Origin of the sequence: Lewinella sp. IMCC34183, from assembly GCF_003390915.1 — a bacterium.
Lineage (GTDB): Bacteria > Bacteroidota > Bacteroidia > Chitinophagales > Saprospiraceae > Neolewinella.
The window spans coordinates 37,680-55,252 of the sequence record NZ_QMEM01000008.1 but is presented as its reverse complement, the minus strand read 5'-3'; the positions used below and the strand labels follow the sequence as shown (position 1 = coordinate 55,252).

Below are 17,573 nucleotides of genomic sequence, written 5' to 3'. Positions count from 1 at the left end.
TGGCGGCTAACTTACTAAGATTTGGGGGGATGCCCGGCCGGGTTGCCGGTTGGCCCTGCCTAGCGAAGTAACAGGAGCTCCCCCGACTGCTGGCCGGTTCGGCCGCTGACGTCGCGGTAGGTCAGGGCATATACGTACACCGCTGAGGTGAGCGGTGCCCCGCGGTGACGGCCGTCCCAGTTCAATTCGCTGCCGGCAATGCCAAAGCCATCGGTCTGCCGGTGGACGCGGACGCCCCACCGGTTGTATACGTCGAAGCGCAACACCTCGGCCACCCCCACCCGCGGAAAGACGGCCAGCCGGTCGTTGTTGCCATCGCCGTTGGGGGAAAAGGCGGTGGGTACGTAGACCAGGCTGGCCGGTCGCTGTACGCCCACCCGTACGCTGTCGCGTACGCTGCACAGGCTGTCGTAGGCCGTCACGGTGAATTCCGTATCGTCCAGGGGGCGCGCCCACGGTTCGGCCAGGGTATCTCCGGAGAGGTACTCGGGCCAGGTCCAGGTGAAGCGCAGCCCGGCGGTGTTGGTCTGGGTGAAGAGCCGTACGGAATCTCCGTACTCGACGATCGTGTCCGCGATGGTTTCCAGGGTCAGCGGAATGACGGAATCGAGCCGGTAGGTCAGGGTCGTGTCGCAACCGTCGGGGCTCACCACCTCGATCTCGTAGTCGCCCGGGCGGTCCAGTTCGAAGCGGTTGCGTCCGTCCAGGAAAATGCCGTCGCCGAACAGGGCAATGTTGTCGTCGGCATTGTCGGTCAGTACCTCCAATGCGGCATATTCGTCGGGGAAGCAACGCGTGTCGCTCACCTCCAGGCGCGCCACGGGAAATTCGGCCAGCTTAACCGTGGTGGAAGCGGTATCGAAACATACCCCGTCGAAGCCCACCCGCAGCCGGGCGGTAAAGCTCCCCCCACTGCCGTAGGTGTAGACGGGGTCGCGCTCCGTCAGGGGTCCGCCGCCGTCACCGGGCCACAATTGGTAGCTGCTGACCGGCCCCCCGGGATCACCGAAGGCAAACCGCACCGAAGTCGGACCACACTGGTCACGGGGGTAATCCGCCAGCAGTTCGGCCCGTGGGGTAGGTCGCACAAAGACCGCCAGCGTAGCCGTATCGGTGCATCCCCGGTCCGTCGCGCCGATCAGGGTCACGTACTGCGTTCCACTGGCCGGAAAGACGTACTCGGGGCTACAGTCGTCGGTGATTTCCCCGTCGCCGAAGTCCCAGCGACACGTTTCGCTCCCCGCACTGCCAAAGGCCACCGGCTGTCCGGCGCAGAGTGAGTCCACCGCCGAGATGGTCACGGCGGGTCGGGTAGCTACCTCGACGATCGCGTTGCCCACCGTGGTACAGCCCTCCAGGTCGGTGACCCGGTAACCGATAGACAGGGTCGTATCCGCCAGTGGGTAGCGGTGGCTGCCCACGTTGGTTTCCGTAACGGTACCGTCACCAAAATCCAGGCGGTACCCCACCCCACTTCCGGTGAGCCGGTAATCAAATACCTCGTCCGGACAAACGATCGCCGGCACCTCCAGCGCGGCCTCCGGCAGCGGGCGTACCCGTACCCGCCATTCGCTGCTGTCGTAGCCGCAGCCGAAGGCATACACCGTAAAGGGGTACGACCCCGGCTCCGCAAACGTCCGCCGCAGGGTATCGCCGGCGAAGCGGTTGCCGTCGGCGAATTCATAGGTCACGAGGGCAGAGGGCGTCGAGATATTTACGGCCTCGAACGCTTCGCCGACACAAACCACCGTATCCCGGTACGCGATCCGGGCCTTTACGTCCGTGGGGTTGACCGTGACTACGGTCGAGGTGGTGTCGATCCCGCACCGGTTGGCCACGCGCAGGGAGTAGGTTATTTGCCGGGGAAGTGTACCCGTGAGCGGTTGCAGCACCGGAGGGTCGAAGGTGGTGAAGCGGTCCCCGTCGGAACTCGTCCAGAGCAGCTCGTCCAGCGTACCGGTAGAAACGTTGGCCAGCCGGAGTTCCGCTCCACTGCAGGGCTGGGCGTACACCACGCCGATGGCCGCGCGCGGGGCCGCCCTGACCTCGAGCAGTAGGGTGTCGGTCGCCGTCCCGCAGTAGCCCTCGGTATGCAGGGTGATGCGGTACAGCGTATCCTCCACGGGAGCGGGCAACGACAGGTCGCGCAGGGTGGCTCCCCGGTAGGTGGCGTTGCCAACCTCCCAACGGTAGGAAAGGGGTTGCTGAAGGTTGCTGCCGGGATCGGCGGCGGAAAGGGTCACCACTTCCCCGGGGCAGAGGGATCGGGTCGAGGCCTGGATACGGGCGGGAAGCGGGGCCTCGAATACGCTCACCTCGCGGCTGCGGACGGGGGAAGCGCAGAGGTCCGCTCCGGTCTCCGGGTGGGTCCGGTAACCGAGCAGGTTGACGGTGTACCGGCCGGCGGACGCAAAAGCGTGGCAGAGCGTATCGCCGCTGCCCTCCACGCCGCCCGTACCGTACCAATGGTAGCGGTCGGCGTCCCCCGCGCTGAGCGTAAGCGTGGCGCAGTCGCCGCCCGCGCAGGCCAGGGAATCGCCCGCCAGCTCGACCCGGGGCCGCGGCAGAATGTTGACGGTCGCCTCGGCGGCGTTGCAACCCTCCGGCAGCGACGCTACCCGGTACGTCATGGTGTAGGTATCGGGTGCGGCGCCCGCCACCCGGGCTACCCCTTCGACCACCTCCAGCGGGCCGCTCCAACTGCCGCCGGTGGCGGGGGTAGCGGCGGGCAGCTTAATGGTGGCCGCGGTGTCACAGAGGAACAGGCGGTCCGTGGCGAGGCGAACTCCATTGCCCGGGGCCACCGTCACCCGGCGGGTATCGGTCGTCTGGCAAATGCCGTTGCCGACGGTCAGGGTATAGGTGTAGGTATCCGGTGCCAGGGTGCTCAGGTCGACGGTACCGTCGGGGGAGGCACCGGGACCGGTCCAGCTACCGCCCCCCGTCCCCAGTTGGAAAGGTCCGGTTCCACTACACAGCACGGTGTCCGGTCCCGCTTCCGCGACCGCCACGCTCACGATAGCTACCAGCAAAAAATCTTCCGCGTAGCAGCTACCCGGCAACCGGGGGTCCGCGTAGCGCACCGTCACGGTATCCAGATCGCCTACGGCAAGCAAGCCGGGGTTGTAGCTGCCGGTGGGATTAGTGACCCCGCGGCCCGCGTAGGTGATCACGGCGTCCGCCGGAGTGGCGGTCTGCCCGGGCAGGAAATCGGCGAGCCGTACCGACTGGTCGGCATTGCAGAGTTCGATGGCCGGACCGGCCTCTCCCGTGGGTTCGGCGACGACGGCTACCGAAAACGCCCCGGTCTCCCGGCACTGGGTCTCGGGGTTCTGGTAGGTGTAGGTCAGCGTGTAGGACCCCGGTGGCTGCCCCGCGGGGTCGAAAACGTAGCTACCGGGCACGACGCCCGTTCCCGTCAGGTTTCCCCCGGCCGGAGAAACGTTCAGGGTGACCCGCTCGCCCCCCTCACAGACCAGGACGTCCTCGCCGGGAAGCTCGATAACCTGTGCGTTGATCGACAGGTTGACGGTCAGCGTCCGCTCGCAGGCACCGCTGCCGGTGACGTAGTCGAACCGGTAGGCACCGGGGCCGGCGGCGCGGTCGAAGTACGCCCGGCCGTTCTCCAGTACGAGCCCCCGGGCGGGTACCCAGGTACCGCCGGACGCGCTCACTTCCAGCTCCACGCGCGAGGTGTCAGGGCAGTAGTCCGCACCATTATCGGGCGAAAGCAGCCTGGCCTCTACGGGGACGTCGACGAAGAAGGTATCCCGTTCCACGAGATTGCCACACAGGGTTTTCTTTTCCGCGCGGATGATATAGGGCTCGGCCCGGCCCGACAGGTTGACCGGGAAGGAAGCCACGGCCTGGCCGTCGATGTAGTAGGTGGCGTCCGGATCGACGGAGGGCCGGGGGGTATACGTGAGGCTCGGACAGGCGTCGGGTTCCGGTTCGAGCCGCAGGTCGGAGCTCTCGATCACCTCGACGACGAAACTCTCCTGGTCGAACTCGCCGCAATTCCGGTTTTCGGCGAGCAGGGTGAACGTATAGGTACCGGGGACGGTAAAGCGTGCCCGGGCGATGCTCTTGCCGGGATCATCGAAGGTGATGCCGGTGGCGGGAAACACCGACCAGCTGGTGTGGGTGGTGGATTTGGTGCCGGTAGCGTTGAGGCGGATGCGCGCACTGCCGTAGAGGCACACGCGGTAGGGTTCGGTGTACCCCTCCACCAGGTTGGAATCGGGTACCGCCACCGCCACGGGCGAGTCGACGACCCGGATCTTCTGGTTCGTGGTGACCGACCCGCAGTCGTTAGTCGCCTTAAGACGAAAGTTAAACTCACCGAGTTGGGTAAAGGTGTAACGAACGTCCGAGCCGCTGACCACCGTTCCGTCGGGCAAGGTCCACTCGTACACCATCGAGGGATCGTTGCCCGGGCAGGTGCCGCTGCGAAGGATGGCCTCCTGGCCGATGCAGTAGGTGGTTTCGGCCCCGTCGATCTCCGGGTCCGGCCGCTTGCGGAAAATGATGTCCCGGTTGATGTTTTCGGGCTCGGGGCTGTCGGTGTACAGGGCGCGCAACTTGATGTTGTAGCAAAGGCCCGGATCGAAGCAGGTGACGGGCAGGTCGCACATGCGCAGCAGCGAGCTGGTCGGGTAGCGGTGTTGCTGGACGAGCTTGCCGGGGTCGGTGATGTTGACGATATCGCCGGAGTTGCCGTCCCACGATAGTTGGATCGACTCAAACTGGCGGTCCGGGTTGGGTTTGATCTCGATCCGGACGAGGCTGTCCTCGGCACAGAGGAAGAAATCGCCCTCCACGAAGTCGAAGGAGATATTGTTCTGCCCGGGAAGCAGGGTGGCAACCAAAACAAGCAGTGCGGTGGCCAGCAGGCGGGCGGGGCAACGGAGAGAACGCGTCATGGTAGCGTTCATGGGCGGGGGCGGATAAATGTTACCCCCGTCGGGGGGCAATTTTTGGCGATTCGGCGCGATGGCCGCCGGGATACGCCGACGGCGGAGATGCGAATAAGCGGAAGACATGACGGGTGTTGTTCGGGGTGGGTGTGGGGCGGAAATACCGGGCGGTACGGGGAAACAGCGGGCCTGCGGTAAGCTAATTTACTTCAAGCCCCGCTGAACTGCACCGCCGGTTCCGTGATTTCTCCGCACCCGCGCGCCGCCGCCCCGGCTACCGCACGCGGGTCCCGAACGCTATATTGCCCCGGCAAACGTACCCCGCCATGACCGCCGCCGACCTTACTCCCGACGAATACGCTACCTTCTACCACGGCTACGTATCCCTGGTACCGCCGGCCATCACCCTGCGCTCCGCCCTGGACGACAGCGCCGCCGGCCTGAGCGAGTACCTCAACGAACTGGCCGACGGCCGCGAGGAATACGCCTACGCCCCCGGCAAGTGGACGATCAAGCAGGCCGTGCAGCACCTTATCGACACCGAGCGCATCATGGCTGCGCGGGCCCTGCGGCTGGGACGCCACGACGCCACCCCGCTGCCCGGATTCGACCAGGACAGCTACGCCGCAGTGGCGGACCTGCGTCACCGCGAGTTTCCGCGCATGGTGGCCGAGCTGGAAACGATCCGCAAAACCACCGTCTCACTCTTCAACGGATTCACCGACGAGGATCTGCGCTTCCGCGGTACGGTGAGCGGCGGGCCGATGAGCTGCCGGGCCCTGGGGTTCATCATCTGCGGCCACGGCTACCATCACCTCAACGTCTTCCGCGAGCGATACTGAACCGCTCCGTACATACGCGCGGCCCGGCCGTCGCGTTAGTAGCTTGCGGAAGCCCGCGTTTTCTGATACCTGAAATTACCCATGTTGTCCGTCCCGGTCCGTACTCTCCTGCCGCTGCTGGTGCTCCTGCTCACCGGTTACTCCCTTGCCGCCGAAGACCTTGCCGGCCGGCTACGCCTGCTGTACCCCGGCGACACGCCGGCGGTCGTGCAAGACCGGGAGACGGTAGAACGGGGGCTGGAGAACGTATTCCGCCAGCTGCGCTACACGGACCGGGCCGCCCGGAAATCGCGCCGCCGGCAGCTTCACCTTATCGTCGACCGCCTCGACCGGCAACTGCTGCGGCAGTACGACCCCGCGGCCAATCTGGCCGATGCCTTCCGGACCGGTACCTACAACGACGCGACTGCGGCCGTCCTCCTGGCCCTGAGCCTGGAGGCCTTCGGCATCCCCTACACGGGCCACGTGGACCACTGGGAGGCCTATCTGGTGGCCGATCCCGACGGCCGCCGCCGGCTGCTGCGGCACCCCGCCGCCCGCCCCCACGATCCGGCCGACGAGCGCCGCTTCCGCCGGGAGTACCTGGCGGTGGTCCGGCAAACGACCGCCGACGACCTGACCGACCTGACCGAATCGCAGGCCGACAGTGTATTCTACCAGTACTACTACCGCCCCGGCCGCCGGCTGAGTTTCGTGCAGCTGAGTGCCTACCAGGAGCTCCGGTCGGCCCAGTCCGCCTACGCCAGCGGCCGGTACGCAGCGGCCAACGAGCACCTGCGGGAAGCCGCGCTGCGGGAAAATCGCCGCGCCTTCGGCGTACTGGAGGCGGCCGGCCGGCTGCAGGCTACCTCACTCGACGAGCCCGACGCGGAGGAATACATCACGTCCCTCTTCATGCTCTGGCGGGAGGACCCCACCAACGGCTACCTGCCCGCCGCCCTCCTGCGCCATTTCGACCGGCGTCAGCAACGGATACTGGCCGCCGACCGGCCCGATGCCGCGCGTACCTTCCTGGAAACCTACGCCGCGCGCGGTCCCGCCGGGGCCGACGGCTGGCGCCGGGAACTCCATCTGCTGCAGAGCCTGCGCCTGCTGGATTACTATCAATCGCGCGGACAGCTCGTGGCCGCCCTGCACCTGGCCGAAGCACTCTACACGCAGGACCCGGAGGACCGTCGGTTCCGTGCCTACCTGGCGGAGCTCACCCTCGTCAGCCTGCGGCGGCAGTACACTGACCCGGACGAGCTCGTTCGCCAAGTCGAGGTGGCCGCCGTCCGCTACCCCTTCCTGCGAGAGCACGACCGCTACGCCGACGTGGTACTGCGGCAGCGCGCGCTGCGTATCCGGGATCTCTTCGCCGCGGGGCGGGAGCCGGATGCCATAAGGGAAGTGGAGGCCTTCCGCCGGTTGCTCACCGACGTCCCCCACGGCAACGACCGGCCCCTGTGGACCCTCACCGCCTTCGTGGCCGCCAGCAACTACTACTTCGCCGCGGGCGAGTATGCCCCGGCGCGCGCCTACGTAGCGGAGGCCCTGAGTTACGACCCCGAAAACGATTTCCTGCTGCACCAGCAGGAACTGCTCGGTCGCTACTGAATCAACTCCTGTACGGTATTGTCGAAGCTTTCGGTGAATTCCGCGTACTTGGAGGTGGCGGGCCCGTTGAAGCCGGTGTGAATACGCACCACGCGGTTGTCGCGGTTTACGAAGAGCATGGTGGGGTAGCTGATCACGCGGTTGAGCATGGGCAGGGCCCGGCCGGCCTCGCGCTTGTCGTTGCTGCCGGCCAGGAGGACCGGCCACTCGATGTCCATCGTTTCGGCGTAGCGGCGCACGGCGGCGCGACTCCGCTCGTCGTCGGCGCCGTATTGCTCGAAGGCCAGGGCCACTACCTGCAGGTCACCCGTGTCGTGGGTATCCAGGTAGTCCTGCAGGAAATTGGTTTCGTCGCGGCAGTTGGGGCACCAGGTGCCGAAGAGCTGCACGATCTTGGGGCCGTCGATATCGTCGAGGCTCAGGGTATCGCCGGTCGCGTCGGGGAAGGAGAACGCGAGGGGTACGTCCTCGCGGAGCCGGGTAAGTTCGTCGGGACTGGTCAGCTCGGCGGCATCGTCGCGGGTGGCGGTCCAGTCGGTGATATAGTGGCGACCGCTGCGGAAGGTGCCGGTGAGGCTGCCGTCGTCGCGGACAAGGGCCTCGAACAGGAAGGCGTGGCTGCCGTCGAAGACGCTCAGGTAGGCCTTATTTCCCTGCACGGTGCCTTCCAGGTAGCGGTAGTCGCCCGTCTCGGTGCGGAAGGTACCGGTCAGGGTGTTGCCCGATTGTTGGAACTCCGCCACGCCCGGATAGGGGTCCTCGGTAGCGTCGCCGGCAAAGGTGACCGCCCAGCTGCCGGTCAGGTCCGTGGCGGGTTTCTTGTTCAGGGCAGTAAAGCGGTGGTCCTTACCGAAGTAGGCCTTGAAGGGGATCCGGTAGTTGTCGCGGTAGTGAACCACCCATACCCCCTCGATCACGTTCTCCTCGTGGTAGGCGCTGATGTGGGAATCGTAGACCGGGAAATCGATGCGCAGCGTATCGCGGCCCACAGAGCGGTCGCGCCCCGCCCGGATATCCGAGGCGGGCACCAGGATATCCTCCTCGCCGTTGTGGATCACCAGGTGAAAGGTGGTATCATCCTCGTAGACCACGTCGAAGTTGAACGGCAGCTGCCCACCGGTGACTTCGTCGAACTCGAGGTCCACCTTTTCGGCCAGCGGTTCGCCCTTGGGGTTGGGAATGATCGGGTTGTATTCCAGCTCCAGTACGCCGCGCCAGGGACCGGGGGGCAGGTAGGCGTAGCGGTTCTGCACGAAGACGCAGGAGGTGGCCGCCAGCAGCAGGAGTGAAAGGGCGACGAGCGCGGGGGCGGTGCGGTGCGGGTGAGCAGACATAGGCAGGTTCGGAAGTTTAGGCGGGATATGCGCCTATGAATACGCTTTTCGTGCGCGGTAGTTGGTCAAGTGAACGTAAGGGCTTACTTTTGCGTCCGCTTCGCGCGCATCCGGTCTCGTAGTACAACGGATAGTATACAGGTTTCCGAAGCCTGCGATGATGGTTCGATTCCATCCGAGACCACCACCCTGCTAAAAGCCCCGTCCGCTCCGTGCCGTCGGGGCTTTTGCGTTCTCCCTCTAGCCGGTGACCCGCTGCGCCCGGAAGCCCCCCAGGTCGTCGATTTCATCCGTCAGCAAAAAGCCGATCCGCCGGTACCAGGGGATGGGCGACAGGTAGTACTCTCCGTTGGATTTAAGGTGGTCATCGTCCATGATCACCCAACCGTTAAGGGGGGTGTCCCGCGTGAGCATCCGCTCCATCAGGACTTTACCGTAGCCCTGCGACTTGAAGTCCGCCCCCACGACGAGAACGAACCACCGCTCGCCACCGCGCAGGTAAGACATGGACCACGCCACGAGGTGGCCATCGATGTGGGCGAACACGAAGTAGGGATCAACCTGGTTAGCGAGGTAACGATCAAACTCGTCCGGGCCGTCGAAAGCCATGAGCAGGGGGAACTCACGGTTCCAGATCCGCATCCCCTCCTGCCGGAATTCCGGCGGAAACTCGTATCCATCCTGCAACTGCATCTGCATAAACTTGTGTCGGGCCAACCCCCACCGCGGGGGCGCTGCGCGTAAAACTTGCAACAGTCGCATTATACAAATTATTATGTATAAAGATTACTAATGTGTTGTTGTGACATCTATCCCGCCCCGCTAGGAGGGGTAAGCGTGTACAGTTACGGTAATGATGGTCGAATGGTCCCTGTAAGCTTATGCGGAAAGCACGCGTCGCCACCGCGCGGCCGGGTTACGGCCCCTCACCCCGCGACGCGCAGAATCAGGTAGGAGAGTAGAAAGGCCGCCGCGGGCGCTACGGCCCACACCGAGAAGAACTTGCGCACGGTGGGATTGGTGAAGGTGGCGCGGTAGCCCTTCTTGCTAACACTTAGGGCAATGAAGGCCGCCCCGTTGAGCTGTACGAGCGAAGTGGGTATCCCCTTGGTCACCGAGGCCAGCAACAGCAGGCTGGCCACCAACAGGCCGATTACCGACGCGTACAGCGGAGTGACGGCTACGATGTCCCTGCCGGTAGTGGCCGTAACCTTGTGCCCCAGTAGCGAACTGCCGATCGCAAAACAGGGGGCCACGATAAGCACCGAAAGGATCAGGATGGGCAGAAAGTTGGTGAGCGACACCTCCCCCATCTCGTTGGCGGTCAGCGAGGCGATGGGTGCCGCCGCGTTGGCGACGTTATTCGCACCGATCGAAAAAGCCACGTACAGGGCCGATCCGATCAGTAGGGTCCGCACGCCCGCGTGCTGCTGCAAGTACGCGGTATCGGTGGGTAGCAGGCGGTCGCGCAGGGGCGGCAGGATCCACTTGGCCAGCGCCAGCATGATCACGAAAGAGATGACCGGCAGGACGAACCACGTGGGCAGGATCTCATAAAACAGGGTGTGGGTATTGAGGCCGTTTACCGCCAGGGCCGCCCCGGCGATCGACATGACCGTGGACTGGCTGGTCGACTGGGGGACGCCCAGCAGGTTGGCCAGCAACAGCGTGGCCCCCACCGAGAACAGGATTACCGATGTCGTGAACGGCGTGAAGAATTCCTGCTCCAGCAACCCCTCACCCAGGGTAAGCGACACCTGCCGCCCCGCCAGCAGCGCTCCGGCCAGGACCGTAATACCAAACAGCCCGGGAATTATACTTTGTCGGATCGCCTTTGCCCCGTAGGCCGCCGCGAAGGCGGGCGCCGTACCGCTGCCGCCCATGTTTACGGCCACGAACATGGCCAGGAGGAAAGGGATGGTGAGGACGTGAAAGGATTCGGACATAAGTGGGGGTTCGTATAAATGATCGGGTAGCGGGCCGCTCCCTAAAATGAGCCATAGCGCAGCGTGATCCCGAAGGTGGCGGGGTCACCCAATACGGCGGCGTAGTAGCCGGCGTTGCCGGCGGCGGGCAGCAACTGTTCGTAGTAGTTGGTGTCCGTTAGGTTTCGCGCCCAGGCAAACAGGGTGATGCCATCCACCATCCGGAAGCCGAGGCGCGCGTTGACTAAGACGTACCCTTCCACGTTGAGGTAACGCGATGCCGAGGGGTTGGAGGAAAATTCGGAGCGCGCGTACGCATCCAGGCCGGCGAAGTACTGCCCGGTCTGCCCGATGAGGTGGCCCGGCAGGTAGTACTCTCCCCCACCCGACCCCGTCCACCGCGATATACCAGGCAGCCGCTCTCCGCTGATGTCCTTGAATTCGGCGCCGCCCACTTCCTCCGGCGGTACCGGCGCGTCGGGAAAGCTGACGTACACCCCGTCGGTGTAACTGACCGATGCCGTCAGGCGGTAACGGTCGGCCCGCCGGTAGCCCGACTCCACCTCCACGCCCCGCACGCGCACCCGCTCCGCGTTGGCCAGGTACCCGCGCACTACACCCAGCTGGGAGGAGCTCACGTTCGTCTGGTAATCGTCGATGCGGGTCACGTAGGCCGTCACGTTCAGCGTGGCGCGCGGCAGGGGCTCGGATTTGATGCCCGCCTCGAAGTGATTCACCCGCTCGGGGGCCACCACGGCGAGTTCCGACCGCGGCCGGCCCTCCACGACGGGTATACCGCCGAGGTTTAGGCCCACCGGCTTGAAGCCCAGGGAATAGATGCCGTAGGTCCGCATCCGCTCGTTCCAGCGATACTGCAGGCTGAGTTGTCCCGAAACGTTCCAGTCGTCGGTGTTGACCGCGAAGGCCAGCGGCCGGAATACCTGCCCCTGCAACGCCAGCAGGGCGGGGTCCTCCGTTGACAGGCCACCACGGACGGTCTGGGCGAAGTCGATCCGTTTTTGGTCGTAATTAAGGCGCAGGCCGGGAAGCAGGCTCAGGCGGTCTGTTACCTGCCAGGTGAGCTGGGAAAAGAGGGCTCCGCTCAAATTGCGGTAGTGGGGGCGCGTCTCCTGTGTTAGCCCGTCAAGCAGGCCCGGCGTCTGCCAGAGGGGGTTGTTGTCGCGCTGCACAAAGCGCCACTGGTCCGCCCCGGCCTCCAGGACGTGTGCGCCCTTCGGGTCTAGCCGCTGGTAGAAGACGAATGCCCCAATAAGACCCTCCACCCGCTCGGTGAGCGGGCCGGCGTAGTGTACCTCCTGTGACCACTGCTGGTGGACGGAGGGCGCCTGCGAGCGGGCGATGGCCGACAGCCCCGTAAAATCCCGGTCGTTCGAGGGGTTCCAGTGCCAGGTACGCCAGGCCGAGGTTGCGGTTAGTACCCCGTTCCCCCGGTCCAGTTCGGCGGTCAGGCTCACGCCTCCCATGTCCTGGTCCGAACGCCACGGGGTATCGTGATCGATCACGCGGTCGAAGGGGTCCAGACTGGGCGGGGCGTAGCCCAGGTCGGCGGCGATGGCCGCGAACTGCCGGTCGGCGGGTTGCCGAGTGGGAAAGGTGCCGGCAAACACCTGGGCGTAGCCGTCGGGGCGCTGCCGCGAGACGTCTGCGTACAGCCGCAGCCGCAGGCCCTCCCGGGGGGTGTAGAGCAGCTGCGCCCGTGCACCCTGGTTGCTGAGGGTGTTGGTGTACGCGTGCGTCCGTGCGTTGTAGAGGGTGCCCTCCCGGTGCGTTCCCGTGAACGAGAGCCGGGCCGCCAACCGGTCGGGGACCAGGGGGCCGGAGACGGAGCCCTTGGTCTGGATGAAACCCAGGTTGCCGAAGCTCTGCTCGAAGATCGCCGTCGTCGTGAAGGAGGGGGCCCGGCTGGTGACGTTGAAGGTACCCGCGGTGGTATTCTTGCCAAAGAGCGTTCCCTGGGGGCCCCGGAGCACCTCGATTTGCTGCACGTCGATGAAGTCCAGTGTAGCCGCGGCTGGCCGGGCGTAGTAGACGCCGTCGACGTAGAAGCCGACACCGGGGTCGATACCGTCGTTGGTCAGCCCGTAGGTGGACCCCAGCCCCCGGATGTTCAGGGTGGTATTGCGGGGGTTGGAAGAGTACAACTGGACGGAAGGGACCAGCTCCTTCACCCTGTTTACGTTGAAGGATACCGAATTGTCGAGCTCGGCGGCCCCCAGTACTGCTACCGGCAGCGGAATGTCCTGCGCCTCTTCGTTTCGCCGGCGGGCGGAAACCACGACCTGGTCCAGGGCGGCGGGCGCGGGTGCCAGGGAAATCTCCAGCGGCTGCCCCGTGGGTACGGCCACTTCCAGGTTGGCGTACCCGATGTAGGTCACCACGACCGACGCCGGGAAGGTACCGGCCACTTCCAGCACGAAGGAGCCATCGACATCGGTAGTTGTACCGGCCAGCGATCCAAGACCCAGCACGGTGGCGCCGATGAGCGGTTCACCGGTGCCGGCATCCACGATGCGGCCGGTCACCGTTACCTGTCCGATAAGCCCACCGACGATCAAAAAGGCAAGAAGGGAGAAAAGTAGCCGGTTACCCATAGCGAGAAATTTATTGCCTACAAGTCCTACCTTTTTTATAGGATTAAGGCAAAGGTATATCTCCTACTAATCCTACCAAATAGGTAGGAAAAATAATTCTTACGTATTCGCTTGTCGTTCGCGCTCGATCAGGTTGGCGAGCGTGGCGTCCTTGAGTCGGGCCACGGTGGCATTACGGATCTCCAAGGCCACCTGCCGGATGCCGCAGGTGGTTTCGTCTACGCACTCCTCGCAGGGCTGGTAGTAATCGTGGGTGACGCAGGGCAGTAGCGCGATGGCCCCGTCGAATAGCCTGACCACCTGGGCGAGGTCAATATCCGCGGGGGTGCCGTTGAGGGAGTAGCCGCCGTACTTGCCCTTTTTGCTTTTGACGATCCGGGCGTTCCGCAGCTCGGTCAGGATCGCCTCCAGGAACTTGAGCGGTATGTGTCGCTCCTCGGCGATCCGGCTGACCGGAATGGGCTGTTCGGCCTCGTGTTTGGCGATGTAAAGCAGCGCGTTTATCGCGTACTTGGACTTCTTAGATAGCAAGGCAGTGGCATTTTCCGACCCCGCGCGCGGCCGGGCATGCGGTAAACGCCCCGCCCCCCGCAGCGGTTGGGCACCCTCTTATTCCAGAAAGGCCTGCAGGCTGTCCGCCAGCCCCTTCAGGCAGGAATCGATCACCGCGGCCCGTTGCAGGCGTGCGGCGTACTGCTTGGGCGTACCGTCCACCACGGGGAGGAAGTCCCCCATCTGGTGGCGGCCCTCCCGCACAAAATACTGTAGATCGTAGCCGAAGCCGGGGTGGTAAGTCGCGACGTACTGCTCGGTGAGTACCGGGTCGGACAGGATCAGCTCCAGGCCGCCCCCCCCTACGCGCACCTCCAGTACGCAGCCGACGGATACCGGGTCGCCGCTGCTCCACAGTCCGGCAAGCAGCCGGCGGTGCTGGCCCGTAAATTGGTAGGGCGTGACCAGGTAGCGTACGAAACTGCTGTCAGAGGTCCAGGCGTATTGCTCCCCACCACCAAAACCGCCCAGCGCCAGCCACCGCTCTACAGGACGGCGAATAGCCTCGAAGTTCCCGTTGAAGGTCAGTAACCGGGTCAGCCGGTACCGGCCGAGGCTATCGACCGGCATAGTTGGGTAGCCCCCCGCCTGCTTGACCGCGGCGCGCAGGTCTGCGGAGCGCCGGGCGTAATCGTCGGGGGTGAGCGCGCCCGCCGCTACGCGGCGGCGAAGTTCGGTGTCTTCGGCCTCCAGATGCTGGGCCGTAAGCGGGCTCAGAAATAGCAGGCAAAACAGGCAAGCGGCACTACGCATCGTACGTGGGTTTGCGATAAGGTAGGCTGCCTCACCCTCCGCCATGCGTTCCACGGGCGGAAATAGGGTAACCTTAACCATCGTTAATGAAGGCTTATCCCGAAAGCAGCGTCGGCCGGTTACCTTTGCCGCCAGCCCCATTTTCTCCCCCGCATGTCGTTCACCGGAATATTACCGCCTTTGCTGTTCAGCCTGGCCTTCGTCCTGCCGGCCTGGTACCTGTACCGCAACGGGCGCCCCCTGCTTGCCCTTGCACCCGCGTTTACCGCCCTTATCCTGACGGCCGCCACGCTGGCGATCTTCTGGCAGGACCGGCAAGATATCCAGGCGCAATACGACCTGGGCACCCTGATGACCGAGCTGCAGCGCAGCGACCTGTACGGCAACAGCGACCTACGGGAACCCGAGGAAACCCTCTTTCTCTTTTCCACGGCCAGCCAGGCTCTCGCGCGTGGCCTGGAGTACGACACCCTGCGCCGCGATACCCTCCGCGGCGTGATGAAGCGGATGGCCGACTGGACGATCCGCTACCGCAACCTGCCGCAGTGGGCCCCCGGCAGCGACTGGGACCGGGAGGTGTACTTCCTGGCCCACGCGGGTATCGTACTGGGGCACTACCAGCTGGCCACCAACGACGAAACGTACGCTCCCTACTTTCAGCGCATCGGGCGCTACCTCGGCACCCGGCTGATGAAGGGGCACTACAAGCACCTGATCAGCCACGCCGACGAAAGCCTGCTGCGCCCCGCAGACAATGCCGCGGCCATCTACGCCCTCACGCTGTTCGACGCCTACTACGGAGAGACCTACGCCCGGGATACGCGGGCGGAGTGGACGGCCTACATCGACAAGGAGCTCCACTACGCCGAAAGCCGCCTGCCCTGCGCGGCCTTCACGACCACTAACCGCTGCAGCATCGAGCCGAGCGCGGCGGCTACCGGGCTGTACATCTGCTACCGCGCCGCCTCCGCGGTGCACGCTTCGGCCGACGATATTCCCTACCGGGAATGGCTGCACTACTTCAAGCGCTTCAGTGGCAATCCGTTCAGCCTGTCGGTCCGGCCGAATATGCGCGACGGAGAGGTCGCCCGGCTCTGCAATGCGGGGCTTTCGCCCCTCGAATGCGACCAGTACGAGGACGCTATCGGGCTGTGGGCGGCGGCCGAGTACGCGGGAGGCTATACCTACTTCCGCCTGTTCGCCGGCTACGTGTTCGACCGCTGGTTCGGCACGCCGCCGGCCTACGCGGTCATGCGGCCCGCCCGCCGCGTCCGCGCGCTCACCGAAGTGGCGCTGCGGACGATTGGCGAAGCGCATTGAACCAATCCCGGCGGGGTCCATTACCTAGGGAAACCAAGCATAATGCCCCAAGATTTTGACGTCATCATCATCGGCTCCGGAGCCGGCGGGGGGACGGTAGCTTACACACTGGCCGACACCGGTAAGAAAATTCTTATCCTGGAGCAGGGCAGCTTCCTGCCCCGGGAAACCCGCAACTGGGAACCCTCCTTCATCTTCGGCGAGGACGGCTACAAAGCGGATACGACCTGGGAAGGCCCGGACGGAGAGACCATAAAACCCATCGTCTACTATAACGTAGGCGGCAACACCAAGATGTACGGCGCCCTGCTGCACCGACAGCGGCCCGAGGACTTCGAGGAGCAGCAGCACAAGGGCGGCGTGAGCCCGGCCTGGCCCGTGGGCTACGACGAATTCGAGCCGTACTACATGATGGCCGAGCACGTGATGAAGATCCACGGCACCCGCGGTGAGGACCCTACGGCGGGCTGGTCGAGCGGCCCCTTCCCCTTCAAAGCCTTCCCGCACGAGCGGCGCATCCAGGAGGTAGCCGACCGGCTTACCGAAATGGGCCTACACCCCCACCACTCCAACCTCGCCCTAAACCGCGACATCGACGAGCCATGGCGGCGCCCCTGTATCGCCTGCAACACCTGCGATCCCTTCCCCTGCATGGTCCACGCCAAATCCGACGCGGAAACCGCGCTGGTACGCCCCGCCCTCAAGCACCCCAACGTGACGCTTTGGACGGGCGCGCGGGTGGAGAAACTCATCGAGGAGAACGGCAAGATTGTCCGCATCGAGGGTACCCGCGACGGGGAACCAATGTCGCTGAGCAGCGACCTGGTGGTGGTGAGCTGCGGTGCCATACAGACGGCCGCGCTGCTGCTGCGCTCGCGGGTGGCTAACTCTTCCGACCAAGTGGGGCGCAACTTTACGAAGCACAACCAGAGTGGAATTTCCGCCATGGATTACAGCAACCCCAACGACACTATCTTCCAGAAGACCCTGGGCGTGCACGACTTTTACCACGGCAGCCCGGAGCACCCCTACCCCCTCGGCACCATCCAGCTGACCGGCAAGGCCCACTGGACGCGCATCATGGGCGACTACGCCTTCATGGACATCAAGGAGGAGCGGGCGCGGGAGGTACAGAAGTACGCCGTCGACTTCTGGTTCACCAGCGAGGACCTGCCCGACGCCAACAACCGGATCGAGTGGACCGACAAGGGCATCAAGTTCAACTACCGGCCCAATAACCGGGAGAGCCACTTCGAGTTCCTGGATCACTTCCAGGAGAAATACCTCCGCCCGCAGGGCTTCACGGATTTCATGCGGTCGACCAAGGAGCTGGAATTTACCTGGCACCAGGCCGGCACGGCCCAGTTCGGTACCGACCCGAAAAAGAGCGTGCTGGACACCAACTGCAAAGCCTGGGACCTGGATAACCTGTACGTAGTCGACGCCAGCTTCCAGCCCAGCCAGGGCGCCACCAACCCCACGCTGACCATCGTGGCCAACGCCATCCGCGTAGCGGAGCACCTGCGCAAGGACTGGTTTGCCAGCGACGGCGTCAGCCTGGAGGACTATCCGCTCAGCGACGGCTACATGGCCGACAGCGCAGCCGCGAACATCGAGGTGCCCGTTTTCCGTTCGGGCGACGACGACTCCTGGGGCGCGTAATTCTTACCCTCCCGCCTTCGTTATACTTGGGCAAGCCTATCTTGCCCCCTAATTGACGTAG

The 17,573-nt window shown here is 64.7% G+C and carries 11 protein-coding genes and 1 tRNA gene; 5 read left to right on the top strand and 7 right to left on the bottom strand.

Annotated features, from left to right (window positions below):
* Positions 1-59 precede the first annotated feature (59 nt).
* Positions 60-4,922, bottom strand: a complete 4,863-nt coding sequence (locus DQG19_RS16360) for a PKD domain-containing protein (RefSeq protein WP_198661777.1) — start codon at positions 4,920-4,922, stop codon at positions 60-62.
* Between the two features lie 320 nt (positions 4,923-5,242).
* Between DQG19_RS16360 and DQG19_RS16355 the strand changes: the two genes are divergently transcribed.
* Complete coding sequence (locus DQG19_RS16355; RefSeq protein WP_116127368.1) at positions 5,243-5,758, top strand: DinB family protein; 516 nt, start codon at positions 5,243-5,245, stop codon at positions 5,756-5,758.
* A gap of 81 nt (positions 5,759-5,839) precedes the next feature.
* Entirely contained in the window at positions 5,840-7,354 is a 1,515-nt protein-coding gene (locus tag DQG19_RS16350; RefSeq protein WP_157974562.1) for a hypothetical protein, read from the top strand.
* Here DQG19_RS16350 and DQG19_RS16345 read toward each other — a convergent pair.
* A complete protein-coding gene (locus tag DQG19_RS16345; RefSeq protein WP_116127366.1) occupies positions 7,348-8,688 on the bottom strand; it encodes a TlpA disulfide reductase family protein in 1,341 nt (446 codons plus the stop codon). The genes DQG19_RS16350 and DQG19_RS16345 overlap by 7 nt on opposite strands.
* Positions 8,689-8,800: 112 nt before the next feature.
* Here DQG19_RS16345 and DQG19_RS16340 point away from each other — a divergent pair.
* Positions 8,801-8,875, top strand: a tRNA-Arg gene (locus tag DQG19_RS16340).
* 53 nt (positions 8,876-8,928) lie between these two features.
* Here the strand turns inward: DQG19_RS16340 and DQG19_RS16335 are convergent.
* The 5 genes from DQG19_RS16335 to DQG19_RS16315 form a co-directional block, all read right to left on the bottom strand.
* Entirely contained in the window at positions 8,929-9,381 is a 453-nt protein-coding gene (locus DQG19_RS16335; protein ID WP_116127365.1) for a GNAT family N-acetyltransferase, read from the bottom strand.
* Positions 9,382-9,614: 233 nt separating this feature from the next.
* Positions 9,615-10,634 (bottom strand): inorganic phosphate transporter, encoded by a 1,020-nt coding sequence (locus tag DQG19_RS16330; RefSeq protein WP_116127364.1) that lies wholly within the window; start codon positions 10,632-10,634, stop codon positions 9,615-9,617.
* Between the two features lie 41 nt (positions 10,635-10,675).
* Positions 10,676-13,225, bottom strand: coding sequence for a TonB-dependent receptor (locus tag DQG19_RS16325; RefSeq protein ID WP_198661776.1), 2,550 nt, complete (start codon positions 13,223-13,225; stop codon positions 10,676-10,678).
* Between the two features lie 99 nt (positions 13,226-13,324).
* On the bottom strand, positions 13,325-13,756 hold the full coding sequence (locus DQG19_RS16320; RefSeq protein WP_116127363.1) for an RrF2 family transcriptional regulator: 432 nt from the start codon (positions 13,754-13,756) through the stop codon (positions 13,325-13,327).
* A 78-nt stretch (positions 13,757-13,834) separates the two neighbouring features.
* On the bottom strand, positions 13,835-14,530 hold the full coding sequence (locus DQG19_RS16315; RefSeq protein ID WP_116127362.1) for a hypothetical protein: 696 nt from the start codon (positions 14,528-14,530) through the stop codon (positions 13,835-13,837).
* A 180-nt stretch (positions 14,531-14,710) separates the two neighbouring features.
* On the opposite strand from DQG19_RS16315, the gene DQG19_RS16310 reads away from it, so the two are divergent.
* Positions 14,711-15,850, top strand: a complete 1,140-nt coding sequence (locus DQG19_RS16310) for a hypothetical protein (RefSeq protein ID WP_116127361.1) — start codon at positions 14,711-14,713, stop codon at positions 15,848-15,850.
* A 42-nt stretch (positions 15,851-15,892) separates the two neighbouring features.
* Complete coding sequence (locus DQG19_RS16305; protein ID WP_116127360.1) at positions 15,893-17,512, top strand: GMC oxidoreductase; 1,620 nt, start codon at positions 15,893-15,895, stop codon at positions 17,510-17,512.
* Positions 17,513-17,573: the final 61 nt, after the last annotated feature.